We start from the raw sequence: 25,603 nt of genomic DNA, 5'->3' as shown, positions 1-25,603 counted from the left end.
AATTAGATGATTGATGGATTATCAGTATTTTTTGCCTTAATAGGCTGCTCTGTCAAAAATGGAATACAAGCTTCCCACTCTTGGCAGTTCTGACCACGATGACGACGTACAAAATAGTCTTGAACCATGCGTGCCTGCTGCTCAATACCATACTTAAAAAATGATTTGCCTGTTTCTAACACGTAGTCATATTTTCGGTTGATAATCGCTCCGCGTACAACCTTTAAGCCTTTCTGTATCTGCCATACGTGCGTTAGCTCATGTATAAGCCAGCTTTGTTTACTCAATGGAGCTTCGCTAAAATCCGTAATCCAATCGACTGAATTAAAGTAAATATTGCCATTGGGGCTAACGGCATAATGTTTTAGTACCCACCACGCTGTCTTTAACTGCACTTCATCAAGTTTGATGCTGTCACCAAATACTGAATGCGCCAATGCTATCTCGCCAGCTGTCAGATAACGTGACTGCTGCTTGCCCGTATCACTACGCAAGTAACGATTGAATAAGCGTTTAAGAGTCGGTTCAGACATCGTTAATGCAATACCTTATATTTGATAAGCCATTTTTAGTGTTTAATAGTTAATAGTTAACAGTCGCAATTGGCCAACTTTTCCCATCGATACGGTAAAACTGTTAATAGTAGAGCCGTTAATATAGATGAATGATGAAAACAAAAGTACTCCGGACACAAGCTATACGCTTAGTTAGCTTTCATTAACATATTTTTGCGCTAACCTAGCGCGTATGACTTATAACAAGTACCATCCTTATAAACTAGCTTACTTCTATTGCTGATGTCTAATACTCATTGCTATTATAAAATTGCTGCGAAAATCATGCCAAACGTATATGAGTATCTAAAATCAATGAAAATGATGGAGTTAGCGTAGTATGCTGTTATTTGGGTTTAGCTATAGATGCCTTGCCATTACTACCATTGTAGATAGTAGATAGCTTTTTTATTTTTCGATAGAGAGTCTTATGCCACCTAACTTCCATACCGATACCCCACTTGCTCAGCGTATGCGCCCTACTTCTCTTACCGATATTATTGGTCAAGAGCACTTGCTGGCGGCTGGCGCACCGTTACGACGCTTGGTAGAGCAAGGGCATCTGCCATCTATTATCCTGCACGGTGAAGCAGGTATTGGCAAAACAACCATTGCGATGTTGTTAGCCGATGCTGTGAATAGACCTTTTCATGCGCTCTCCGCATTAAATACTGGTGTCAAACAGTTACGTGAAGTTTTAGATAATAAAGACTCACTGGCATTTGAGTCACCTGTGGTCTTCATTGATGAGATTCATCGCTTTAATAAAGCACAGCAAGATGCACTTCTGGGCGCGGTAGAGTCTGGTGATATTACTTTGATTGGTGCTACCACTGAAAACCCATCATTTAGCGTTAACAATGCTCTACTATCACGTTGCCAAGTATATCGTTTAGAGCCGTTAACACCTGAGCAGATAAGTACCGTGCTACAACGAGCGCTTTCAGAAGATAATATACTCAAAAAACTAACCGTCGACTTACAAGCAAAAGATACCATCAGTCAGCTGGCCCACGGTGATGCTAGAAAAGCGCTAAACTTATTAGAGTTAGCCATTCAGACCGCTGATGCTAAGCAGTTACCAGTGATTATCGATGATGAATTGGTCAGCCGAGTAGCCCAGACTGCTTTGGTGAGATATGACAAAGATGGTGAGCAGCATTACGATATTATCTCAGCGATGATAAAGTCAGTCCGTGGCTCCGATCCGGATGCGGCATTGTATTGGATGGCACGTATGCTCGTAGGCGGCGAACCTGCTGATTTTATTGCGCGGCGCTTGGTGATTTTGGCCAGTGAAGATATTGGTAATGCCAATCCTAATGCCTTACTCCTAGCTGATGCAGCATTGCGTAGTGTGCAATCTATTGGTATGCCAGAAGCGCGTATTATTTTAGGTCAAGTCGTGGTGTATCTAGCGACCAGTGCCAAAAGCAATAGCACTTATAAAGCGATCAATGCTGCGATGGCGTTGGCTGAAAAAGATGCCTCACCTGTACCGCTACATTTGCGCAATGGCGTGACCAAACTGATGCGTAGTCAAGGCTACGGTCAAGGTTATGCTTACCCGCATGATTATCCTAACCATTACTATCCACAAAGCTACTTACCAGATAATTTGGTTGGTACCAGTTTCTACGAGTTTGCAGATAATCAGCGTGAGCAGCACAGTAAGCAGTTTATGGACTGGCTAAAAAGCCAAGCAGCGAGCAATGACTAACTACGATATAGATCAATAAAAAAGATAACGCACAGTTTTATGAGTCAGTTTTAATGTTCATTGATAATATTTATGACTATTTTTGACATACTGAACGATATAGTGGGAAGATGGCGCAGCACGTGACGCTGAAAAGCGTTAAAATAACCTCATAATGATATATACAAGCAATTAAACGAGTCACTTTTATATCAAATTATATTGCTTATAGCGCGATTTACTTGACCGTAGTAGCGCTTTGCTTGACCGTAACAGCGCTTTGTATTATCTACTGCTACAATAAGCAGATAGAGCCTTATATTCTAAATGACACCTATTTATAAATAATAAAATATTGAGATTTACTATGAGTTTAAATGCAATTCCTGAGATTATCGAAGACATTCGTGCTGGAAAAATGGTCATCTTGATGGATGATGAAGACCGCGAAAACGAAGGTGATATCATCATGGCAGCGACGCATGTGCGCCCTGAAGATATTAACTTTATGATTACTCACGCGCGTGGTCTAGTTTGTTTGACCTTATCACAAGCACGTTGCCAGCAATTGGCACTGCCACTGATGTCAGATCGTAACGAGGCGAAGTTTAGCACCAACTTTACTGTCTCGATTGAAGCGGCTGAAGGCGTCACCACTGGTATTTCTGCTGGTGATCGTGCACGTACTATTCAGGCAGCGGTATCTTCGTCAGCAAAGCCTGAAGACATCGTTCAGCCTGGACATATTTTTCCAATTATGGCACAAAACGGTGGTGTTCTTCACCGTGCAGGCCATACAGAAGCAGGTTGTGATTTAGCACGTTTAGCAGGTCTAGAGCCTGCAGCGGTGATTGTAGAGATTATCAATGCAGATGGTACGATGGCGCGCCGTGACGACCTTGAAATATTTGCAAAAGAGCATGACATCAAGATAGGCACCATTGCTGACCTTATCAACTACCGTATCGCTAATGAGCAAACAGTAGAAGAAATTGAGTCACATCCCTTTGAAACTGAACACGGTACTTTTACGCTACATCGCTTCCGTGAGTTTGGCGCTGAAGAAACACATTTAGCCTTGGTAAAAGGTGATGTTAGCGAAGGCATCAGCACTGTACGTGTACACGGTTTCCACCCATTACGCGACTTATTTGCTGCTAAAAATGATATGACTGGCCGTAGTGGCTGGAGCGTACAGTCAGCACTAGAAGAAATCAGTGCTTCAGATCGCGGTGTGCTGGTATGGATTGGTAGCAATCAGCCAGTTGATTTGGGTGATGCGTTGGATAAAGCCGCAGATAACGAGTCGCAATCAACCATCACGCAACAGCCATATCGTAGTATCGGTGTTGGTGCACAGATATTACGTCATTTAGGTGTCCGTGATATGCGCTTATTATCATCACCAATGAAGTTTTTTGCATTGTCAGGTTTTGATCTAAATGTGGTTGATTTTGTTCATGCACCGCAACAAGACTAAAAACTGTTTAAGAGTTTAGTTGCAGAATGAGTGATAAAAAAGGCACGCTAACATTATGTTAGCGTGCCTTTTTTTGTTTTTAGATTTTAATTAAAGATAGCTTCTTCGATGAAATGAATCATCGACTCATATAGAAACCGACCTAAAACTCAGGCGTATGACCAAACTTGGCTTCCAGTGCTAGCAGCTGTTGACGCTCTGCTGCTGTCCATGGCAATTTACCTTTTCCATCACTATCCAGACGTACTACGACTGCTTCTGCCATAGCAACGATTGTTTCTTGTGCGGTACTATAGTAACTATATTCCATCGCCATACTCGTATTGCCTAAACGCTTACAACGAACTCCTAATAATAACGTATCAGGATAAGTAACTGGGCGTAAATACTGGCAGCTAGACTGGGCTAAAACAGTGACCATACTGCCATCAAACATACCTAGCGCATGCAAATAACTAATGCGTGCTGACTCAGCGTAACGATAGTAAACCACATTATTCAGGTGATTGAAGGCATCCATCTCTCCCCACTGTATCGGCTGATGATGAATAACAGGATAATGAGCTAGTAACTCAGGGCGATGATCGTTTGCTGCATCAGATATAGATACTGACTTTTCATTAGAGTGGGTCATTGCTTACCTTACATTTTATATTTTCTGTATTAACTATTGTGACTAGCTCTCATTAACGTTGCGGCTTGTCTAAGATTTCTGTCGTCAATAATGGCGTTGGTTTTGGTGCATGAGCAATCAACTGATTTAGCCATACAATTACTTCTGGTATGTCACTCGGTGCTTTCATTGTCTCAAGATTACTTTGACCATCGATTGGTTTTTTATCAGCTTGTACAATGCCAATCGCGCCAGCTTGTGCTGACTTTTTATTATCGCTAGTTGAAGCCTCAGGCACCAACGTTTTTAACTGTTTGCGTGCTTGCGTCAAATAGCTGACAAGTTGATCCTGCTTACGCATATTGCTGGCTTGGCTTGCTAAATTCAACGTCATGATGACTTCATGGATAGTGAGCTGACGACGCGTTAAATTTGTATCACTAGCCGCTGAATTATCAGCAACATTGGTTGCTTTGAGTTGCTGTTTATTTTCAGTAGCTGCATCTACCAGCTCTCGACGCTGTAAATCCGTACCTTCATAACTGCCAAGACGCTCATGACTATGCAAAAACTCCTGAATATTTTGAATCGCAAGATTTTGTATTTGCCATGGGCTTGGCTGCGAGCTTTGTGCCTGCAGACGCTCAATATCTTTGAGCAAACTTTGCTTGATAACGATGGTTAGCGCAGGCGCAATCTCATTACTGCTTTGCGATAATTGCCAATGTAGACCTCGCAATAACTCAATCGCGGCACTGTCATTACTATCCGCCAACAGTCTATCAGCAGCTTTGATTTGAATACGCAATAGGTCCAACTGATTCTGAGCTTGGCTACTGGCCTTAACTCTAGGCTCTGGCAGCGTCTGCTGACTCATAGCAAATAGACGATCGTCCATTTCGTTTAGTCGACTGATTACTTGCTCATTGCTCTGCAAACGATCGTTGACACTATGCTGAAAGCGCTGCTGACTAATATATAGCCACAATAATGCAGCGATCAGTAATAAGATAACCAGCCATTGCATCCGTAGCAGCAAAATATTTGCTTGCCGGCGCTGCTGAACAGTAGAAGGATCCTTAGATAAGGACTCAGAATTCATTGACATAAGGCAGTACCGTTATTGGTATAGATAAACATGTTTAAAGCAAATGAGAAGTTTAAGGTATTATATTTTAGAGTTAATGGCTGAGAGAATCGTAGCTGGCGACAAATCCTCTACTCGCCAGTAGCTCAACTGCTGTGCGGCAACCATATTGGCAAGACGCTCACCCAACACAACATAGGAAAAATCTTTTAGCGTAAGCGAAAGCCGCTGTTCTATATCAGCCACTGCATCCGTATTTTGCTTTTTTTCTAACGTCTTTGATTGGTCGTCATTGACTATATTTGACCAATGCTCAAAAGCTGCCGCACTGCTGATGACGACAATTGGCTTTGGCTGCTGTGATGACGTAGTACTATGAGTAAGAAAATCTTGTTGCCATTGCTGATACTGAGCCATTGCATCGATAGGCATCGTACGCTCGTACCACGCAATACTATCGATATGTACACCGCGCGCCTGCAATGTATCAACCAATAATCGTCGTCCGCCAAGCCCGCGCCATATCAGCAATTTATCGCCTGCTTGTAAGCTATCAATTTCAGTCATTGCTAGCATGCCTTCGTTATTGGCCGTCTCAGGCTGAAGTATTTGATAGTCTGTTGTATCTATACGCACCTGACTGAACTCTGCTGCCGTTGCTTCACCAACTGCAACCAGAGGGCTAGGTAATGACAAACCTTTTGACAATCTCTGCGCATAGTTGTCATTACCGTCTTTCGCTTTGTATTTACGCTTTTCATGTTCAAGTGATTGCCAAGCGACTAGCCCTGAAGCCGCTGCAGTTGGACTTACGACAACAAGTGCTTTGTACTCCCCCGCCATCCACTGATGCATTAATGCAATATCTAGATCAGTTGTTTGACGTGGTCGTAGCGTCAACATTGGCATATCAACCACTATCAATCCTGCTACTTGCAAATGCTGCGTCAACGGTGCTGCTCGCTCTACTGGGCGAGTATTGATGACAATTTGCGGCATTACGTTTGACTTATCATTAGAACAATTCTTATGAGAAGTTATGTATGTAGATTGAGTTGGCATTGATGACATCGATATACCATGACAAAAAACGAAAGAGTGAAAAAGACTTAAGTCTACAAAAATGGCTGATGCTTAGATCAGCCTATCTTACGGTTAATCCAACCTATAGCAACAGTACTCGTACTACTCAGGCTGATATATCGCTGACAAAATATCTCCTGCGCCATCAGCAAGTAGTATTTCTGCGACATCGATACCTAGTTGGTTGGCTTGGGATTCTTGCTCAGCTTGTGTCCCAACCAACGTAGCTCGTTTGTCTGCCTTCAACAATTCGCTACCATCGGCCTGACCCACTCGACCGCGTAGCCATAGCACATTCCCGCTGTCGTTATTGCCGTTATCACCATTGTTATCATTATTAACGCTGGTTTCTTCAGCTGTCTGCAGAACTGCATAAGCGGCGATCGGTACTTGGCAGCCGCCCTCTAAATGACGGTTCAGAGCACGCTCAGCGATAAGTCGAATACGGGCTTTGTCATCATTGAGTGGTGCAAGTAATTTAAGGACTTCTTCATCACCTTCACGGCATTCGATTGCTAAGGCACCTTGTCCAACGGCAGGCAAGCAAGCTGCGATATCAAGCTCACCGCGTATTCTCTCGTCTAGCTCAATACGCTGCAAGCCGCTAGTTGCCAGAATAATGGCATCGTATTCACCAGCATCTAGCTTGCCCAAACGAGTGCCGACATTGCCGCGCAACGTTTTGATCTGCAGGTCAGGACGATAGGCTTTGATCTGGCATTGACGACGTAAACTTGATGTCCCAACGACTGCACCTTGTGGTAGCTCATCAATACTATTATAAGTGTTTGATACAAAGGCATCTGTTGGTGAGGCGCGTTTACAGTAGACGCCTAATGTGAGGCCTTCGGGAAGCTGCATCGGTACATCTTTTAGCGAGTGCACTGCTATATCTGCTTGTTTGTCATACAGCGCTTGCTCAAGCTCTTTTACAAACAATCCTTTGCCACCGATTTTGGCCAAAGGTGTGTCCAAAATCTTGTCACCCTTAGTGACAATTTTTAGTAAATTAATCGTCAGATCAGGATACAACGCCAATAAACGATCGCGAATATGCTCAGCCTGCCATAGGGCTAAAGGACTTTGACGTGTAGCGATATTTAGAGTAGTCAAAACAGGTTGCTGCGAATTGCTCATAAAGGGCCTCAATAAGTTCGATACTAATACTATAGTGGCTATAGTCCCTATGTCAGTACTATTCGTATTTATACTGAATAATATCGATATTACTCGATAGGGTAAATTTGCCAAAGCATAGGCGACTCAAATGATTAATAGTAGATGCTGACGCAAAAAAATACCCCTATTTAAGCATAAATAAGGGTTTGATGATATGGAATGATTGGTCGCTATCAGGACAGCCTATCACATGCTTTGGATTTTATCACGTAAGGCAGGTAAGTGACGACGACTGACCGCTAGCGTCTCATCAATACCTTTAAAACGTATCTGATACTGGCCTGCATCTAGAGTTTCTAAAAAGTCCAAATAACTAAGGTTGATGATGGCATTGCGATGTACTCGGAACAGACGATCATCAAACTCTTGCTCTAATTCTTTTAACGTTTCATCGATCAACACCATGCCATCTTTGTGACGCACTTTGACGTATTTTTGATCTGCTGCAAAATAGTAGATATCTTTTAGCTTAATCAATTCAACACCGCGATGCGTACGAGCAGCGATATGTTCACGTATCGGACGTGCTGTCGGGTCTTCAAGCTTGCGAATTTCGTTTAGTTGAGCGGCATTTAGGTTCTTTGCTTTGTTTAATGCCTCTAGTAGCTCATCTTTGTTTGCAGGTTTCAACAAATAGCCAATTGCATTGGCTTTTAACGCTGCGATCGCATAATGGTCGTACGCCGTCACAAATATAATCGCTGGTGGATGCTCAAGTTTGGCAAGCTCTTGAGCACAGCGTACGCCGTCCATTTCAGGCATTCGGATATCTAATAATATAATATCTGGCTGCTGGGTTTTTACAGCGACGATGGCTTCTGCACCTGTTGTGGCCTGAGCAACTACCTCATTGCCTGACTCCTGTACAATTCTCACCAAGCGCTCACGCGCTAGGGGCTCATCATCACAAACTACGATACGCATGCAAACTCCCATCCAAGGACATACTTAATATTTTATGTAATAATATTACGGCTATATTAGCACTCATTATCAATCACTTAGGATATAAAATCTAAATTATTTAATAAAATTCTGACGAAAGCTACCAGTTTTTATAGCGGACAATATACTCCTGCTATCGGTAGATTTTATATGGTGTAATTGTGTTTCACGGTAGTTATGATATTACTTATTCGTAATCATTATTTATCAAATATAAATTATGACGTCTATACATGGCGATGCAATAAGTATGCCAAATAGGCTTTTAAGAGTTGAAAAAATGGAGAAAGCTAATAAAGAACAGTAGGTTATAAACCGACGTCTTGTAGAGGATAGTCGATGATGGTGATAATTTGAGTGCTGGCTACCGAGCTTTGAATGTCAGCACTTTGACCAAAATGGGCACGCAAACGATCAGCTTGAATATAGAAATTCATATGCTGACGCAAGTCATGATTGATAATTAGTGTCTTTTTGGGAAGCGCAACATCAATCATGATTTTAACTCGGTGTTGTTCCCACGTGACTTCAATATTAATGCAGATAGTTTCTGTGGTCAGCTCTACCACATTGAGGAGTATTTTCTCTAGCACGCTTTGTAGCGTTAGCGCAGTGATAACCATGTCATACATGATATCTTCTTCAGGTAACTTCCAATTGACTTCGAGCTTGTCTGCTAAACGACTAGATTCGATTGCCAAATAATGCTCACAAAGATCAATCTCTTCTTCAAAGCTAATCTCACGTGTACCACTAAAACTAGCGCGGAATAATGCAGAAACGTGCTGTAATAAGTCAGCGGCTTTGGGCGGGTTCGATTCAATCAGTGATACGAGTGTATTGATAGTATTAAAGAAAAAGTGCGGGGCCGTACGCGCTTTTATTAGATCATTTTGTGCAGTCAATTTATATTCAAAGGACAACTTAAGCGCATTAAGCTCACGGTAGCTACGCAAAAAATATAATAAGAATACAGTCGTAAAACCGCCAGACAACACTGTATTGAGCACGATATTCAATACAAACGTGCGACTATCATATGTTAGCCAACCAAAATTAATCATAGATAATGTGACTAACGCCATCGAAACTGCAGCAGCAAACATCAGTAACAATACAATGCGCATACTTACACTAAGAATACTGGCGTTTTTGAAGGCAGGGCGTAGGTAGTCAACTAAATACAGTGAGGGAATAACCGTCAGAGTGTTTTGAGTGAAGCTACGTACAAACTGAATCATGAAGTCTGACCAAGTGGCTAAGCTATGGCGCTCCATTACCGTTAGGAACAAGGACCAAAAAAAGATATATGTCAGCCACTGCCAAGGCCTCATGATCTCCATGAGTTTAGGAATAAAAAACTCTAAGCGTGTAGCTAGTAAGGCAACCTCATCATTTGCTATACTCGAGTTCTTATTCTCTTGACTTGTCTTGTACCGATATGAACGCCAATTCTTCAAAACCTAGTAATCCTGAATCAAGTAAAAGTTCATCTGACTCTGATTTTAGCACAGATGCTCCGATAACAAGTACCACAACGCAGACTGCGCCTGCTAGTAGCCAAGGCCAACAAATGTGGGGCGGGCGCTTTAGTGAAGCGACAGATAGCTTCGTTGCCGCCTTTACTGCCTCTGTAGGCTTTGACCAACGCTTTGCTCGTCACGATATTCAAGGCTCGATTGCTCATGCAACGATGCTAAAAGAATGTAACATTTTAACTGCTGATGAAGTTGCCACCATTATCGATGGCCTTCAGCAAGTATTGCGCGAGATTGAAGCAGGTGAGTTTAACTGGTCGATCGCCCTTGAAGACGTGCATATGAACGTCGAGTCACGTCTGACTGACATTGTAGGTGCCGTTGGTAAAAAGCTACACACTGGTCGTAGCCGTAACGATCAGGTAGCCACAGACATTCGCCTATGGTTGCGCGAAGAGACTGATAATATTATTGAGTTATTGGTACGTCTGCAAAGTGGTTTACTTGATTTGGCTGAGCAACATACTGATACTATCATGCCAGGCTTTACTCATTTGCAAACAGCACAGCCTGTTAGCTTTGGGCATCACGTGATGGCATGGTTTGAGATGTTGTATCGCGATACTGAGCGTCTTGTCGATGCACGCCGCCGTATCAACCAGATGCCACTTGGTAGTGCAGCGCTTGCTGGTACAACTTTCCCAATCGATCGTACCATTACTGCTGAATTGCTAGGTTTTGAAGGTATTTGCCAAAATTCGCTCGATGCTGTTTCAGACCGTGATTTTGCGATTGAGTTTACTTCAGCAGCATCTATCCTGATGATGCATATGTCGCGTATGAGCGAAGAGATTATTCTTTGGATGTCAGCACAATTTAATTTTGTGCAGATACCAGATCGCTTCTGTACGGGCTCATCGATCATGCCGCAAAAGAAAAATCCTGACGTACCTGAGTTGGTACGCGGTAAAGCGGCACGCGTCTTTGGTCAGTTGATGACTTTGCTTAGCTTGATGAAAAGCCAGCCACTCGCCTACAACAAAGACAATCAAGAAGACAAAGAGCCTTTGTTTGATTGCGTTGATACGTTGACAGGTTCACTATTAGCGTTTGCTGATATGCTACCAAATATCACGCCAAACAAAGAAAGTATGCGTGCCGCTACGATGAAAGGCTATGCGACTGCGACTGACTTGGCAGATTACCTAGTACGTCAAGGTGTGGCATTCCGTGACGCTCACGAAGTCGTTGGTAACGCTGTTGCTTTAGGCATCAAAGAGGGTGTTGATCTAAGTGATTTGTCATTGGCACAGCTACAGCAATTTAGCGATGCTATCGGTGAAGATGTCTTCGACTATCTAACGCTAGAAGGCTCATTAGCAGCTCGTGACCATTTAGGTGGCACTGCGCCAAACCAAGTCAAGCAAGCGGTGGTCAATGGCCGTGCTCGCTTAAAAGCCTTTGCTTAATCATTAATTTGCAAATAATAGCCAACTTGCTAATTTAAACTTAACACCCGCTACTTATGCGGGTGTTTTTATTTGTCCTATGACCTCTACTGGTTTGGCCAATGTCATTTTCAAAATATCAATAGCTTTGGAAATTTCAATAAAAAAGTCAAACGTAGTTAGTGTTTGTCATACACCAGCTACCAAAGACTTTATAAAAAATGGATAGAGGCTTGACGATATACATTAGTACCCTTTGCTAAATCTACCAAGACCGTTATCATAGAATCATATGATATTTGATTTAACCACTTAAGATAATGAATAAGGAATGCCTTATGACTGAGACTTTTAACCCTCAAGCAAATACTGTGTTTTGCCGTAAATATAAGCAAGATTTACCAAAGATGCCGCATCCACCCTTCCCTAATAAGAAAGGCCAAGAGCTGCAAGAGACCGTATCTGAAAAAGCGTGGAAAGAATGGCTTGAGCATCAAACTATGCTTATTAATGAGAATCATCTAAGCATGATGGATCCTGCTGCTAAAAAGTTCTTAACAGAGCAGCGTGATAAGTTCTTAGACAATGAAGACTATGAGCGCGCACAAGGCTGGACACCTGAAAGCTAGTACTTACTTGCCTCCTAGTAGCAATATCTAATAATCATAAAAAAACGCGCTTACTATAGCGCGTTTTTTATTATAAGGTGAAAATCACAGTCTTTCTTATCAGCCTTCATCACTATCTGACGTTTCGAGCTCATTGGCTGACAATGTACTAACTTGACGAGCAGCTAAGCGGTCATTGGCTTCTTGCACCGCTTTTTCGACCATGGCATAGTCTGAATGACGCACGTCTTGTCCACTGATATAGTTAATGACTAGCTCTGCGACATTTTGTGCATGGTCACCGATACGCTCAAGCGATCGTAATATCCACATGATATTGATGACTTTTGATACATGGCGCGAGTCTTCCATAATATAGGTCATTAAGGCACGAATGGCTGACTGATATTCGGTATTGACCACGCTATCATTACGCATCACTTCAAACGCTTGTTCCGCATTCGATTGACTAAAAGCTTCTAGCGAGTTGTTTAGCATCAGACGAACTTGATTGCTCAAGTGCTGAACCTCAGCATAGCCGTATGCTGATTTGCCTTCTGCCGCTATTTTACTGGCCATTCGCGCAATTTTTACCGCTTCATCACCGATACGTTCCAAATCAACCACACCTTTACTAATCGACATGACTAAACGCAAATCACTGGCAGCTGGCTGGCGTTTGGCGACCAATAATAAAATGTGCTCGTCGAGTTCGACCTCCATTCGATTGATATCGAAGTCCATATCGATGACTTCTTGCGCCAGTGTTTCGTCTTTATCGATCAGAGCGTGAATGGCTTTGGCCACTTGGTTAGCCGCGCTATCACCCATGTATAAAAATAAACGGATGGCTTCATCAAGGTCTTGGTCAAAACTTTTGGAGATATGCTTATCACTTTGCATAAGAGGTATTCCCTAGAATCTATATTTTAATAGCGCAGTGTGCCTATGAAGTTAGAAAGTCGGCTTATGACATACTAGTCAGCGTTGTCTGCTTGTACCGACTTCAATCTCAATCAATATTAGCCATAACGACCTGTAATATAGTCTTCTGTCGCGGTTTGGGTAGGTTTGGTAAATATCTGATCGGTCTCACCCATTTCAATCATGTCGCCCAAATACATATAGACCGTGTAGTCAGATACGCGTGCTGCTTGCTGCATATTGTGAGTGACGATAGCGATGGTATAGTCGTTTTTCAGATCTTCGATCAAATCTTCGATAGCACCCGTCGAGATAGGATCCAGTGCTGAGGTCGGCTCATCAAGCAACAGCACTTCAGGCTTGGTCGCCACACTACGGGCGATACACAGACGCTGCTGCTGACCACCTGATAACGACAGTCCTGATGCTTTTAGCTTGTCTTTCACTTCTGGCCATAGCGCCGATTTTTTTAGTGCCCACTCCACGCGATGATCCAGCTCGTCTTTGCTGAGCTTTTCATAGAGTTTGACACCAAAGGCAACATTGTCATAGATTGACATCGGGAACGGCGTTGGCTTTTGAAATACCATACCGACCTGCGCGCGTAGCAAGTTGACATCTATGTCTTTGCCCAAAATATTGCGCCCATCAAGGTTGATAGCGCCCTCTGCACGCATTCCTGGATACAGATCATACATGCGGTTAAAGGTACGTAGCAGCGTCGATTTGCCGCAACCTGATGGACCAATGAACGCCGTTACTTTCTTTTCTGCGATATCGATATTGATGTTTTTTAATGCCTGAAAATCATCGTAGTAAAAGTTTAGATCGCGGACTTCCATTTTTGCTTTGGGCATGTTTTTGGGGATATCATGAATGCTTTGCTTAGTGAAGTCAGCAGTATTGGGTTGCTGCGATTGCGCACTATGAGACGTGGTTCTATTTAACAAGCTGTCTGTTGTACTGTTAAGGCGATCAGCCGTTGTTTCTGTGCGGGCTTTGCTTACGACATCATTCATAATATTATCCAACCTAGCTTAGTGTATTTCGTATAAATATAAGTAAATACTTGGTATCTTTGCAGCGATATCTGTCTTTATTTGACCTGACCGCGATTGCCAATAAATCTTGCCAAAATATTCAATACCAAGACCGACGCTGTGATCAGCAGCGCGGCTGCCCATGCCAGTGTGTGCCAATTATCATAAGGACTCATCGCAAACTGGTAAATGGTATTGGGTAAGTTAGCAATAGGCTGACCCATATCTGTACTGAAGTATTGATTGTTAAGTGCGGTAAATAGTAACGGCGCTGTCTCACCAGTGATTCGAGCAAAGGCCAGTAGCACACCTGTGGTCAGTCCAGCTCGTGCAGCTTTTACCGTAACCTGAGTGACCAGTTTCCATTTAGGAGTACCTAGCGCATAAGCTGCTTCGCGTAGACTATTAGGTACCAAGTTCAGCATGTTTTCTGTCGTACGCACGACCACTGGAATAACAATCAGCGCCAATGCCAACGCGCCCGCCCAACCAGAGAAACTTTGACCTTTTACCATCAGCGCATAGATAAATAGACCGATGACAATCGATGGCGCTGACAATAGAATATCATTTAAAAAGCGAGTGACCTTGCCCAGCATACTGCCTTTAGAAAACTCAGATAAGTAAATACCTGTCATAAGACCAATAGGTGCACCGATAAACAAGCCTGAAAACGCCAACATGACCGAACCAACGATAGCATTACGTAAGCCGCCTGCACTCATCGGTGGCGGCGTATCAGCGGTAAAGATTGGCAACTGCACCATGCCTTGGAAGCCTTCAACAAACAAAGTCACCAAAATCCATGATAACCAAAAGAGGCCAAAAATCATCGCTGACATGGCAAAGCCTAGACCTAACTTGTTGGTCAAACGACGCTTGTTATACAGGCTTTGATTGTAGCGGGTAGCGCCGTTTGGCTTAGTAGGTAGTGGTGCATTGATCGTATTGTTAGCAGGCATAATATTTATTTCCCATATCTTTTATCAATATCTATCAAGGTTCAATAAATCGGTAACAGACTTATCGGTTACCTGCTTTGTGATCCATGCGCATGAGCATCAGTTTTGCTAAAGACAGCACAATGAAGGTGATGACAAATAAGATTAAGCCTAGATGTAGTAAAGACGCAAGATGTAGCTCACTAGATGCTTCAGCAAACTCATTAGCCAAGGCCGAGGTAATCGTCACACCAGACGTGAATAGGCTTGGACTGATATTAAACGCATTACCAATCAAGAAAGTAACTGCCATCGTCTCACCCAATGCACGACCAAGACCCAAAATTACGCCACCAACGACACCAGCTTTGGTATAAGGCAAGATAATCTTGAACATGACTTCCCAAGTCGTCGCGCCCATGCCATATGCTGACTCTTTCAGTAAGTCTGGTACGACAGAGAAAACATCGCGCATAGTAGCGGCGATGAACGGTATGATCATAATGGCAAGTACTAGGGAGGCGGTAAACATACCCAGTCCCATAGGCGCACCTGCAAACAGCTTACCGACAATAGGCAGAGGGCCGACGTGCTCAATAAACCATGGCTGAATGTGATCACCAAAAAATGGCGCAAATACGAATAATCCCCACATACCATAAATGATAGATGGGATACCAGCCAACAACTCAATGGCGATACCAAGTGGTTTTTTGAGGAACTTAGGGCACATCTCGGTTAAAAATATCGCAATACCGAAACTGACTGGAACCGCGATAACAATAGCGATAAATGACGTGACTAAGGTGCCGTAAATAGGCGCTAATGCCCCGTATTCATTGGCGACTGTATCCCAGTTATTACTGGTATAAAATCCCAAACCAAACTCTTGAATACTCGGCCATGCTCCAACAATTAGAGACACCAAAATGCCCCCTAAAGATAGGAGGACGAGTATGGCAAACGCTTTAGTAGAGTTGACAAATAAAGCGTCGTAACGTTTTTGTTTAGCCAGTTGGGACCTTAAGTCTGTCATAAGTGTCTCAGCATTGAATGGGATGAATCGAAATATTAAAAAGATGTATCTCAGGTTTTAACACAACAAACTTAAATGGGATATGTAAGCATATTTATCGAGATGTATTCATCAAATTTGCTGTGTTAAAACCTCTCAAATAACTACCGGAGAATAGTTATTCGAGAGGATAACTTGTCGGTTGCTAAATAGTATTTAGCAGAAACAAATTACTGAGCTGGCTTGTAGACAGGCTGTCCATCACTACCTTTCACTTCGTTCCACTTCTCTTTAAACAAGGCTACTGCCGTATCAGAGAATGGTACGTAGTCTAATTCCATGGCGCTGTCATCACCTTGGGTATAAGCCCAGTCAAAGAAGTTCAACACGCCAGCGACTTGCTGAGGATTTTCTGGTTGCTTATGTACCAAGATAAAGGTCGCAGCAGCGATAGGCCATGCTTGGTCAGTTTCAGAGTTGGTGATGACCTTATAAAAGCCTTCTTGTTGTGACCAATCGATATCACCTGCCGCAGCAAACGTCTCAGCAGATGGCTGTACGATGTTACCAGCTGCGTTTTTCAGCGCAGTATGTGACATCTTATTCTGCTTAGCGTAAGCATACTCAACATAACCGATAGAGTTTTTCATACGGTTGACGTAGCTTGATACGCCTTCGTTACCTTTACCGCCTGCACCAGTAGCAGAAGTCGGCCATTTGACGGTTTTATCAACACCAACGGTGTCTTTCCAGTCTGGTGAAACCTTGGCAAGATAGTCAGTAAAGTTAAACGTCGTACCTGAACCATCTGAGCGGAATACTGTTGTGATTGGGGCATCTGGCAAGGTCAAATCTGGGTTCATCGCCTTAATCGCAGGGTCATTCCAGTTACTGATTTTACCCAAATAGATATCAGCCAACGTTGTGCCGTCTAGCTTCAGTGCACCAGGCTCAACGCCATCAATGTTGACGATTGGTACAACACCACCGATGACTGTTGGGAACTGAATCAAACCTGCTTCGTCTAACTCTTCAGGCGTCATCGGTGCATCAGAAGCACCAAAGTCTACTGTCTTTGACTGGATTTGTTTGATACCACCAGATGAACCAATCGACTGATAGTTGACTTGGCCGCCGGTCGCAGCATTGTAGTCATATGACCATTTCGCATAGATAGGCTGCGGGAATGACGCACCTGCACCTGTAATATTCATAGCGATATTTTCAGCAGATTTAAAATCTGACGTAGCAGAAGATGCTGTCTGAGAGGTTGTTTCAGCTGTTGTCACAGCGCTACTGCTAGTATCAGCAGTTGGCTCCGCCGTATCTGTTGACTTATTACACGCCGTAAGCATTAATGTACAACTGACGGCCACTGCTAATAACGAATAACGCATGTAGGACTCCTGAAGTTTAACAACGGTATAAAAAAGCATTGCTTGTGATATGCGTGTTATCTTGCCAAATCTTTATGACAGTTTAATGACAACTTCTAGAATCCTTCATTCGCTTTACATAATATTTGAACAATTTGTCTACAACCTAGTAATACTAAGTACCCTCATCTATCAACACTCAAAAAAATTATTCACGAAAATATTGAACCGTGTGTTTGACACAGAATATTTGTATCCAAATACTATTAGCCGTTGGTAGAGAATTTTGTTAGTATGAAGGCTGATTTACAACACTGACAGACTCGGGGTGCGGTGTATTTTTGGCTCACTTTATTAAACTTGCTTTATCAAAGTAGTCGCCTTGATACATTCGCTGAGAGATCACCCGCCGAACCTGATGCGGTTAGTACCGACGCAGGGAAGTCTTAAGCACTTTGTTATTTATGACAAAGGGCGCGTAGAAATACATTTTTATCGTCACTATTGTCTTAATATGCGTAATGCATAAACAGATAAGAAGAGATGATATAAAGCTGCGTCCAATATTTGATGATCACCATGCGCGACGATACTTTTTGGTCGAAGTTGTGGGTTCATGATATAAATTTGTCTAGATGATGGATGCCTACCCCCGCAGATACTGGCGGTGTTGATTTTATTCAAAAACCAACACGCTAGGACAGCATATGACTACTGCAGACACTACCTCAATTGCACCGAAAGCCCAAACGCATAACCCAGCCGACAACTCAACGCTTGCTTCAAATGCTGCTGACACGACCAAAGTCAAAGCAGATAAAAAAGCAGATGCGTTAAAAACCCCTGCTCACCGTGCCGCAAGTGATGCCCGTTTCGAAGAAGATGCGCGCGACTTGCACCGTATTTTACCCGCCTCAAGAAAAGTCTATCTCGAAGGCTCAAGACCTGACATCCAAGTACCGATGCGTGAAATCAGCTTGGCTGATACACCTGTAGGCGGTACGGGAGATAAAGACGGTGAGCATAATCCACCGTTTTATGTGTATGACACCTCAGGTGTATATACCGACCCTAATGTCGATATCGACCTAACACGTGGATTGCCAAAGTTGCGTGAAAGCTGGATCGCGGAACGCAATGATACCGAGCAATTAAGCGGCCTATCTAGCTCATACGGACAAGCGCGTGCGCGTGATATCAGCACTGCTAACCTTAGATTTGCCCATATTGATAAACCGCGTCGCGCCAAAGCAGGACAGAACGTCACGCAAATGTACTACGCGCGCCGAGGCATCATCACCCCTGAGATGGAATATATCGCCATACGCGAAACGCAAAAGCAGCATGAACTGACCGATATGCGTCAACACGATGGCGAAAGCTTCGGTGCCAATACGCCTCAAATCATCACCCCTGAATTTGTCCGTGATGAAGTGGCGGCTGGACGCGCAATTATTCCAAACAACATCAACCACCCTGAATCTGAGCCGATGATCATCGGGCGCAATTTCTTGGTGAAAATCAATGCCAATATCGGTAACTCAGCGCTGGGCTCGTCTATCGATGAAGAAGTATCTAAAATGACGTGGGCAACACGTTGGGGTGCGGATACCATCATGGATTTATCAACGGGCAATCACATTCATGAAACCCGTGAATGGCTAATCCGTAACTCTCCTGTGCCGATTGGTACGGTACCGATTTATCAAGCATTAGAAAAAGTCGATGGCGTCGCTGAAGATCTTACATGGGAGATATTCCGTGATACGTTGATCGAGCAAGCAGAGCAAGGCGTAGATTACTTTACTATTCACGCTGGCGTGCTATTACGCTATGTGCCGCTCACCGCAAAACGTCTGACAGGTATCGTCTCACGCGGCGGCTCTATCATGGCGCAGTGGTGTTTAGCCCATCACAAGGAAAGCTTTTTATATACGCATTTCGAAGACATCTGCGAGATTATGAAACAGTACGATGTAGCATTTAGTCTAGGTGATGGCCTACGCCCTGGTTGCTTGCAAGATGCCAATGATGAAGCGCAGTTCGGTGAGCTACGTACGCTTGGTGAATTGACCAAAGTGGCATGGGAGCACGATGTACAGGTAATGATCGAAGGCCCTGGACACGTCGCGATGAACCGCATCAAAGAAAACATGGACTTGCAGCTTGAGCTATGTGCTGACGCGCCTTTCTATACTTTAGGGCCATTAACGACAGACATCGCTCCAGGCTATGACCATATCACTAGCGCCATCGGAGCTGCGATGATTGGTTGGTTTGGTACAGCGATGCTATGCTATGTCACGCCAAAAGAACACTTAGGCTTGCCAAATAAAAAAGACGTCAAAGACGGCATTATTACTTATAAAATCGCTGCACACGCTGCTGACCTTGCTAAAGGTCATCCAGGAGCACAAGCACGTGACAACGCGCTATCTAAAGCCCGTTTCGAATTCCGCTGGGATGATCAGTTCAACCTAGCGCTCGATCCTGATACTGCACGTGAATATCATGATGAGACGTTGCCAAAAGACGCACACAAATCGGCACACTTTTGCTCCATGTGTGGCCCTAAGTTTTGTTCAATGAAAATCACTCAAAACGTGCGTGAATATGCAGCAGGACTAGATAAAGCTGCTGCCAACCAAAAAGTAACGCCGCAAACAGGCGACTTAACTGACGCTGGTCATCTAATCAAAGAGGTAGATACAGAGCTCGTTGGACAAGTTGGTGAAGCCACTGCTGAGGAAATTCGCCAAGGCATGGCGGAGATGACTAAGAAATATAACAACGAAGGACGCCAGTTATATAAAGAGGTGTAGTGTTAATAACCTATGCTTTTGAAATAAGAAAAGCCCTACTATTTAAGTATTTGCACACTTATCTAGTAGGGCTTTTTTGCTTATTTACTCATGATTTATGTGCGAGTTTTTATTTACTACGTTTACACTTTCGACGCTTCATAAATCTCTTCAATTGACGTATTAATGGTTTCAGCAAACTCGCTATCACTTTGTTGCTTACTCAAGCCTTCAGTAAAGGCACGCGAGAAGCTCGCAATCATACCTGGGTTTTGTTTAAGCTTGGCACAAGCATCGCTACGACTATAACCACCAGATAACGCCACAACTTTTAACACTTTAGGATGGTCAATCAGCTCCTGATAAAACCCTGCCTCTTCTGGTAACGTCAGCTTGAGCATCACTTGATGTTCGTCACTTAAGCGTTCCAGATTGCGCAGTATATCTGTCTTCAACAGTAACTCGCACTCATGCTTTTGAGTGCTTTCAATATTGACCTCTGGCTCGACGATAGGCATCAAACCTTTTGAAATAATTTGCTTAGCCACATCAAACTGCTGCTGTACCACAAGCTCGATACCATCGACATTTGGCTCATAGATGACTGAGCGCATTTTAGTACCGAATACGGGATAGTTTTTTGCTTTGTCTAATAATAGATCTAGATTCGGGATTGGCTTCATAATTTGTACGCCGCTCATTTGCTCAGCCAGACCTTTGTCTACCTTTAAAAATGGTACGATATTTTTATCTTCCCATAGGTAATTGGCCGTCGACTTACCATTGACTTCGCGCTCCATAGTGTCTTCAAACAAAATTGCACCAAGTACACGATCACTATCAAAACAGTCACACGTCATAATACGAGCACGCATTTCATGAACCAAATCAAACATGGCCTCATCATTATCATAAGCATCGCTGCTGACACCATAAGTCTCTAACGCTTTTGGTGTGCTGCCACCACTTTGATCAAGAGCAGCAATAAAACCTGAACTATTTTTTATACGCTGTAATTGCTTATCGTATTCCATTGAGCCTGCATCCTATTTTTATTGGTTAAATTAAATATCATAAACTAAGCTTTTTTATTCCATACAAGCCGTGTTATTTGTAGATAACCTTATCATAGGATGATTTGTATGCCTATATAGGATACGTGACAATATAGCCAAAAAATCATGAAACCAATACTTTTAGACAATGCGCATTACGCCAAAAATAGTACCCCTACACAGCAGACTGCCAATACTAAGCCTACTATATTGATACGGTTTAACTGCTCTTTAAATACACCTACGCCAATCAATGTCGCTACGGCAATAACACCGACATTCATACCAGTAAAGACGATGCTAGGAGAATCATGCAGCACTTGGTGTGCCCGTACATAGGCGTAGATATTGCCCATGTTTAGTGCACCAAGCAGCAAGCCTGTCATAAGCGCTTGTTTTTGCCAACGTACCCGTGTGATAAGTAAATAGATTAGAAGCAATAAACCTGCTACGCCGAAGCTAACCAGTAGAGTCAATGGAAAAGCTGCTCCTTGTTTGGCAACTTGTTTGAACAAAATATCAATAATGCCGTAGCCTGCCCATACCCCGAATAACCACAGTGGCGTATGCTTTGCTTGGCGAGTAATATCGTTATACTGTGGTCGATAGACAAGTGCACCTAATGCCAAAAATCCTAACGCCAATCCAAGTATACGTGTACCAGTCAGCACCTCACCGAATAGCAAAAAAGCCGCTACGATAGGAATGATAAGTGATAAGCGCTGAGAGGCGTCGGTTGCTACCATCCCCACCGCTTCAATAGCCCGTCCCAGAATGATAAATACGGCAGGTAATAGTATCCCAAGCGCGATGATGATGCCCCAAGCGCTATCAAGCGCATGTATGGCCCCTATATCAGGTTTTAGTAATACCCAAGTCAGTAAAAAAGCCACAGGATAGCCTGCCACGATGGTCTGACGAATATCTATATTTTTCTGGCGCAATATTTTCAAAAGTATGGAGACGGCGACGCTACATAGCACCGCTATTATTAAATACATCATTCACTACTACCTTTTGAACTTCAATGTTGAGTTATTACTGTTCGTATATTAATAAAAACCATTAAATAAAACCCCTGCTAATCAGCTGATTTTTGCAATGAAATCATGCTTATAAAAGCAATATTTAAACCATAAATAAATTTAGGTGTAGAATGTAACAAAATATGTTTTCTACAGCAATCTATTTATTATGGTTATAACTGAAGCTTTCAAAACATAGCTATTCTTAAGCAAATTACAATTAGCATGCAGGTATGATTAGTAATTTTGCTAAAATAGCACCTAATCCCAATCACAAAAGTAAAGATTCTAGATAACGAGTCCTCTCGTTCATCTTGACGTACTGCTATTGATGTTTTATTACTGCCTATGAATGCTCTATTTCGCTTTTTCGAAAACCGCCTACCCGCCTTTCCAGATACACCTATGCCATTGCCATCACCTCGCGATGGCATGCTGAAGTTTTTGTGGGCATGTACCAATGGCCTACGCGGCTGGCTACTAATCTTTATGATTTTGTCCGCTGGTATCGGTATCTACGAGGCCATGCTGTTTGCTTGGATAGGTAATATCGTCGATTGGTTGGGCGTTTATACGCCGCAAAACTTATGGGTAGAAAAAGGCGATATGCTACTCATCATGCTCGCTGTCATGATAGTGAGCCCATTGTGGATCGCCTTGTCATCATTTATCCATTTTCAGACCTTGCAGGGCGTGTTTCCTATGCAGATGCGCTGGCGGTTTCATCAGCGAATGCTTGGGCAATCCATGCAGTTTTATCAGGATGAGTTTTCGGGTCGTGTCTCAGCTAAGGTAATGCAGACAGCCCTAGCAGTACGCGATACCGTAATGACCGTCACCGATATGTTTATGTATGTCTCTGTCTACTTTATCACCTCAGGGGTGATTTTGTTTAATTTAGACAGCTTACTACTCATTCCATTTGTCATTTGGCTGGTCTTGGTTGCCATTACCATTTGGTACTTTATCCCTAAGCTTAAACAAACAGCGATTGTGCAAGCGGATGCCCGTGCCTTGATGACAGGACGAATCACTGATGCTTATGCCAATATCATGACCGTTAAGCTATTTAGCCATTCTCGTCGTGAGCTAGGCTATGCCAAAAATGCCATGGGACAATTCTTAGGTACGGTACATGCGCAGATGCGCTGGGTCAGCTATTTAGAAGTATCGACCCATCTTATCAGTGTGATCTTGGTCAGTAGTACCGCGGGTATTGGATTGTACTTGTGGCAACAAGGCGCAGTTGGTGTTGGCGCCATTGCTGCTGCGACTGCTATGGCGTTGCGTCTAAATGGTTTGACGCGTTGGATTATGTGGCAGACAGCCAGTTTGTTTGAGAGTATCGGTACAGTTCAAGATGGTATGCGTACGTTGTCAGCACCGCAGACAATCATTGATAAACCTGATGCGCCAGCCCTAGCCGTTACGGACGGGCGTATCGTGTTCGACCATGTTGACTTCAGTTATGAAAATGACGAAGAAGACAATGACCAAACTAGCGAGCCTATTGATAGTACCAACATCGCTAAGCGCGCTCCTAACTCATATATCAAACTGTTGGACAACTTCCACTTAGATATTAAGCCGGGTGAAAAGATTGGTTTGGTTGGGCGTTCAGGTGCTGGTAAATCGACCTTGGTCAATCTGTTACTGCGCTTTTTTGATGTCGATAGCGGTAAGATTCTGATTGATGGTCAAGCTATTGATGCGGTCACACAAGAATCGTTGCGTCAACAGATTGGTATGGTGACTCAAGATACCTCGTTGCTACATCGTACTGTACGTGAAAATATCGCCTATGGTCGTCCTGATGCTACTGATGAAGAGATTATGATCGCTGCCAAACAAGCTCAGGCATGGGATTTCATCAAAGATCTGTACGATGATAAAGGCAATACAGGACTTGATACCCAAGTGGGTGAACGCGGAGTCAAACTATCTGGCGGTCAACGTCAGCGTATTGCTATCTCACGTGTTATGCTAAAAAATGCGCCGATTTTACTTTTAGATGAAGCCACCAGTGCGTTAGATTCTGAGATTGAATATGCTATTACCGAAAGCTTAAATGACATCATGACCGGCAAGACCGTTATTGCTATTGCCCATCGCTTGTCTACTATTGCCGCACTGGATAGACTGGTCGTTATGCATCAAGGCCGTATTATTGAGCAAGGTAGTCATGATGAACTATTGGCATTGAATGGTGTCTACGCTCGACTGTGGCAACGTCAAAGCGGTGGCTTCTTAGGTGAAGATAACTAGGACTTGTTAAGTCAGCTCAATCATAAGAAGACAAACTACAAAAAAATCACTCAAAATAAGTCACAAGGAAGTGTTTATTTTATGGAAGCATTCACAAACCGCATTAATCTTGGCGGAAAACAGGCACGCTATTATGACCTTAGCCAGTTTAATCAGCCGTTAGATTTCAGCTCTACTCCCCGCGCGCCAGCACATTTTTATAGTGGTAATAGTTTTACCGTTGGCACTTATACACCGCTATTAAGTAAGCTAGCCACTGAGTTTGATATCAGCTCACTTGCCCTACGTGGCTACTGGTATGATAAGCCGCAGAGCCGTCGTCTGACGCGCGAGCAAGATGCTGATATGCTGATTGAGTTTTTAGAAAAGACCCAAAATAAGCCTGTCATAGGTATTGGTCATTCGCAAGGGGCTACGGCTACAGCGATGGCAGCTGCCAAACGTCCAGAGCTATTTTCACAGTTATACTTGATCGAGCCAGTCACATTTACCAAACACCAAGCCACCTTATATAACCTTTTGCCACGCTCTGTCCTACTGAGCCGCGAGCCTTTCAAAAGCACCTTAACTAAGCAATCTACTTGGCCAAGTACCCATAGTTATTACGAGAGCCTACGTGCGCAGCGTGCTTATAAACGTATCAGCGATGAGCACTTGCAAGTATTTGCTGAACAAAGCCTGAGCAAAAACACAGATGGTAGCTATACGCTTATGTTTGCACCAGAACAAGAGCTGGCCAATTATTTTGGCGCACCTCATATCGATGCTGCCCTTAAAAAACTACGCTGTCCCTACACGTTGATTACAGGCAAGCCTACCCTGTTCATCAATGACAAAGTACGCAAGCAATGGAAAAAATTTGTCCCAGATAGCAGTCTTATTTCGCTGTCAGATTATGGTCATCTATTGCCAATGGAAGCGCCTGAACTATGCGCTCAAATTATCAACGAGCACTATCAAAGCAGTAAATAAGGATTTACAACGACT

General features: G+C 43.3%; 21 protein-coding genes and 1 riboswitch. Of the genes, 7 read left to right on the top strand and 14 right to left on the bottom strand.

Annotated elements, in window-relative coordinates; genetic code table 11:
• Positions 1–2: 2 nt before the first annotated feature.
• Positions 3–533 carry a type IV secretion protein Rhs gene (locus CXF62_RS01845; protein WP_102092683.1) on the bottom strand — a complete coding sequence of 177 codons (531 nt, stop codon included), beginning with the start codon at positions 531–533 and terminating at the stop codon, positions 3–5.
• A gap of 451 nt (positions 534–984) precedes the next feature.
• On the opposite strand from CXF62_RS01845, the gene CXF62_RS01840 reads away from it, so the two are divergent.
• Positions 985–2,274 carry a replication-associated recombination protein A gene (locus tag CXF62_RS01840; protein ID WP_102092682.1) on the top strand — a complete coding sequence of 430 codons (1,290 nt, stop codon included), beginning with the start codon at positions 985–987 and terminating at the stop codon, positions 2,272–2,274.
• 346 nt (positions 2,275–2,620) lie between these two features.
• Positions 2,621–3,733, top strand: a complete 1,113-nt coding sequence (ribBA, locus tag CXF62_RS01835; RefSeq protein ID WP_102092681.1) for a bifunctional 3,4-dihydroxy-2-butanone-4-phosphate synthase/GTP cyclohydrolase II — start codon at positions 2,621–2,623, stop codon at positions 3,731–3,733.
• A 142-nt stretch (positions 3,734–3,875) separates the two neighbouring features.
• On the opposite strand, the gene CXF62_RS01830 is transcribed toward ribBA, so the two are convergent.
• The 6 genes from CXF62_RS01830 to CXF62_RS01805 form a co-directional block, all read right to left on the bottom strand.
• Entirely contained in the window at positions 3,876–4,367 is a 492-nt protein-coding gene (locus tag CXF62_RS01830; RefSeq protein ID WP_102092680.1) for an acyl-CoA thioesterase, read from the bottom strand.
• Between the two features lie 52 nt (positions 4,368–4,419).
• Positions 4,420–5,454, bottom strand: a complete 1,035-nt coding sequence (locus CXF62_RS01825) for a hypothetical protein (RefSeq protein ID WP_102092679.1) — start codon at positions 5,452–5,454, stop codon at positions 4,420–4,422.
• A 60-nt stretch (positions 5,455–5,514) separates the two neighbouring features.
• A complete protein-coding gene (locus CXF62_RS01820; RefSeq protein WP_228153130.1) occupies positions 5,515–6,432 on the bottom strand; it encodes a uroporphyrinogen-III synthase in 918 nt (305 codons plus the stop codon).
• 186 nt (positions 6,433–6,618) lie between these two features.
• Positions 6,619–7,653, bottom strand: a complete 1,035-nt coding sequence (gene hemC / locus CXF62_RS01815) for a hydroxymethylbilane synthase (RefSeq protein WP_102092677.1) — start codon at positions 7,651–7,653, stop codon at positions 6,619–6,621.
• Between the two features lie 228 nt (positions 7,654–7,881).
• Positions 7,882–8,619 (bottom strand): LytR/AlgR family response regulator transcription factor, encoded by a 738-nt coding sequence (locus tag CXF62_RS01810; protein ID WP_102092676.1) that lies wholly within the window; start codon positions 8,617–8,619, stop codon positions 7,882–7,884.
• Positions 8,620–8,948: 329 nt separating this feature from the next.
• Positions 8,949–9,974, bottom strand: a complete 1,026-nt coding sequence (locus tag CXF62_RS01805) for a histidine kinase (RefSeq protein ID WP_228153129.1) — start codon at positions 9,972–9,974, stop codon at positions 8,949–8,951.
• Between the two features lie 239 nt (positions 9,975–10,213).
• On the opposite strand from CXF62_RS01805, the gene argH reads away from it, so the two are divergent.
• The gene (gene argH, locus CXF62_RS01800; protein ID WP_102092674.1) at positions 10,214–11,587 is read left to right on the top strand and encodes an argininosuccinate lyase; all 1,374 of its coding nucleotides are present in this window, start codon (positions 10,214–10,216) and stop codon (positions 11,585–11,587) included.
• Between the two features lie 317 nt (positions 11,588–11,904).
• On the top strand, positions 11,905–12,195 hold the full coding sequence (locus CXF62_RS01795) for an oxidative damage protection protein (protein WP_057757820.1): 291 nt from the start codon (positions 11,905–11,907) through the stop codon (positions 12,193–12,195).
• 99 nt (positions 12,196–12,294) lie between these two features.
• Here CXF62_RS01795 and phoU read toward each other — a convergent pair whose 3' ends face one another.
• The 5 genes from phoU to pstS all read right to left on the bottom strand — a co-directional run bounded on the left by phoU (position 12,295) and on the right by pstS (position 17,491).
• The gene (gene phoU / locus CXF62_RS01790) at positions 12,295–13,077 is read right to left on the bottom strand and encodes a phosphate signaling complex protein PhoU (RefSeq protein ID WP_102078266.1); all 783 of its coding nucleotides are present in this window, start codon (positions 13,075–13,077) and stop codon (positions 12,295–12,297) included.
• 119 nt (positions 13,078–13,196) lie between these two features.
• Positions 13,197–14,117: a phosphate ABC transporter ATP-binding protein PstB gene (gene pstB, locus CXF62_RS01785; RefSeq protein WP_102092673.1), complete on the bottom strand. Its 921-nt coding sequence runs from the start codon at positions 14,115–14,117 to the stop codon at positions 13,197–13,199.
• Between the two features lie 77 nt (positions 14,118–14,194).
• Positions 14,195–15,100, bottom strand: coding sequence for a phosphate ABC transporter permease PstA (gene pstA, locus CXF62_RS01780; protein WP_102092672.1), 906 nt, complete (start codon positions 15,098–15,100; stop codon positions 14,195–14,197).
• Between the two features lie 61 nt (positions 15,101–15,161).
• Positions 15,162–16,115, bottom strand: coding sequence for a phosphate ABC transporter permease subunit PstC (gene pstC / locus CXF62_RS01775; RefSeq protein ID WP_102092671.1), 954 nt, complete (start codon positions 16,113–16,115; stop codon positions 15,162–15,164).
• Between the two features lie 209 nt (positions 16,116–16,324).
• The gene (gene pstS, locus CXF62_RS01770; protein WP_057757805.1) at positions 16,325–17,491 is read right to left on the bottom strand and encodes a phosphate ABC transporter substrate-binding protein PstS; all 1,167 of its coding nucleotides are present in this window, start codon (positions 17,489–17,491) and stop codon (positions 16,325–16,327) included.
• Between the two features lie 293 nt (positions 17,492–17,784).
• Positions 17,785–17,929, top strand: a riboswitch (TPP riboswitch).
• A gap of 248 nt (positions 17,930–18,177) precedes the next feature.
• On the opposite strand from pstS, the gene thiC reads away from it, so the two are divergent.
• Positions 18,178–20,292, top strand: a complete 2,115-nt coding sequence (gene thiC, locus CXF62_RS01765) for a phosphomethylpyrimidine synthase ThiC (protein WP_228153128.1) — start codon at positions 18,178–18,180, stop codon at positions 20,290–20,292.
• Positions 20,293–20,414: 122 nt separating this feature from the next.
• Here thiC and CXF62_RS01760 read toward each other — a convergent pair whose 3' ends face one another.
• Both CXF62_RS01760 and CXF62_RS01755 read right to left on the bottom strand, forming a co-directional pair.
• Entirely contained in the window at positions 20,415–21,305 is an 891-nt protein-coding gene (locus tag CXF62_RS01760; RefSeq protein ID WP_102092670.1) for a fructose bisphosphate aldolase, read from the bottom strand.
• 176 nt (positions 21,306–21,481) lie between these two features.
• Positions 21,482–22,330: a hypothetical protein gene (locus CXF62_RS01755; RefSeq protein WP_102092669.1), complete on the bottom strand. Its 849-nt coding sequence runs from the start codon at positions 22,328–22,330 to the stop codon at positions 21,482–21,484.
• A 369-nt stretch (positions 22,331–22,699) separates the two neighbouring features.
• On the opposite strand from CXF62_RS01755, the gene CXF62_RS01750 reads away from it, so the two are divergent.
• Together CXF62_RS01750 and CXF62_RS01745 are read left to right on the top strand one after the other, a co-directional pair.
• On the top strand, positions 22,700–24,616 hold the full coding sequence (locus CXF62_RS01750) for an ABC transporter ATP-binding protein (RefSeq protein ID WP_102092668.1): 1,917 nt from the start codon (positions 22,700–22,702) through the stop codon (positions 24,614–24,616).
• A gap of 81 nt (positions 24,617–24,697) precedes the next feature.
• Positions 24,698–25,588, top strand: coding sequence for an alpha/beta fold hydrolase (locus CXF62_RS01745; protein WP_102092667.1), 891 nt, complete (start codon positions 24,698–24,700; stop codon positions 25,586–25,588).
• The last annotated feature ends 15 nt before the right edge of the window (positions 25,589–25,603 follow it).

Origin of the sequence: Psychrobacter sp. MES7-P7E, from assembly GCF_002863645.1 — a bacterium.
Classification (GTDB): domain Bacteria; phylum Pseudomonadota; class Gammaproteobacteria; order Pseudomonadales; family Moraxellaceae; genus Psychrobacter.
This window is presented reverse-complemented; position numbering and strand designations above follow the sequence as displayed.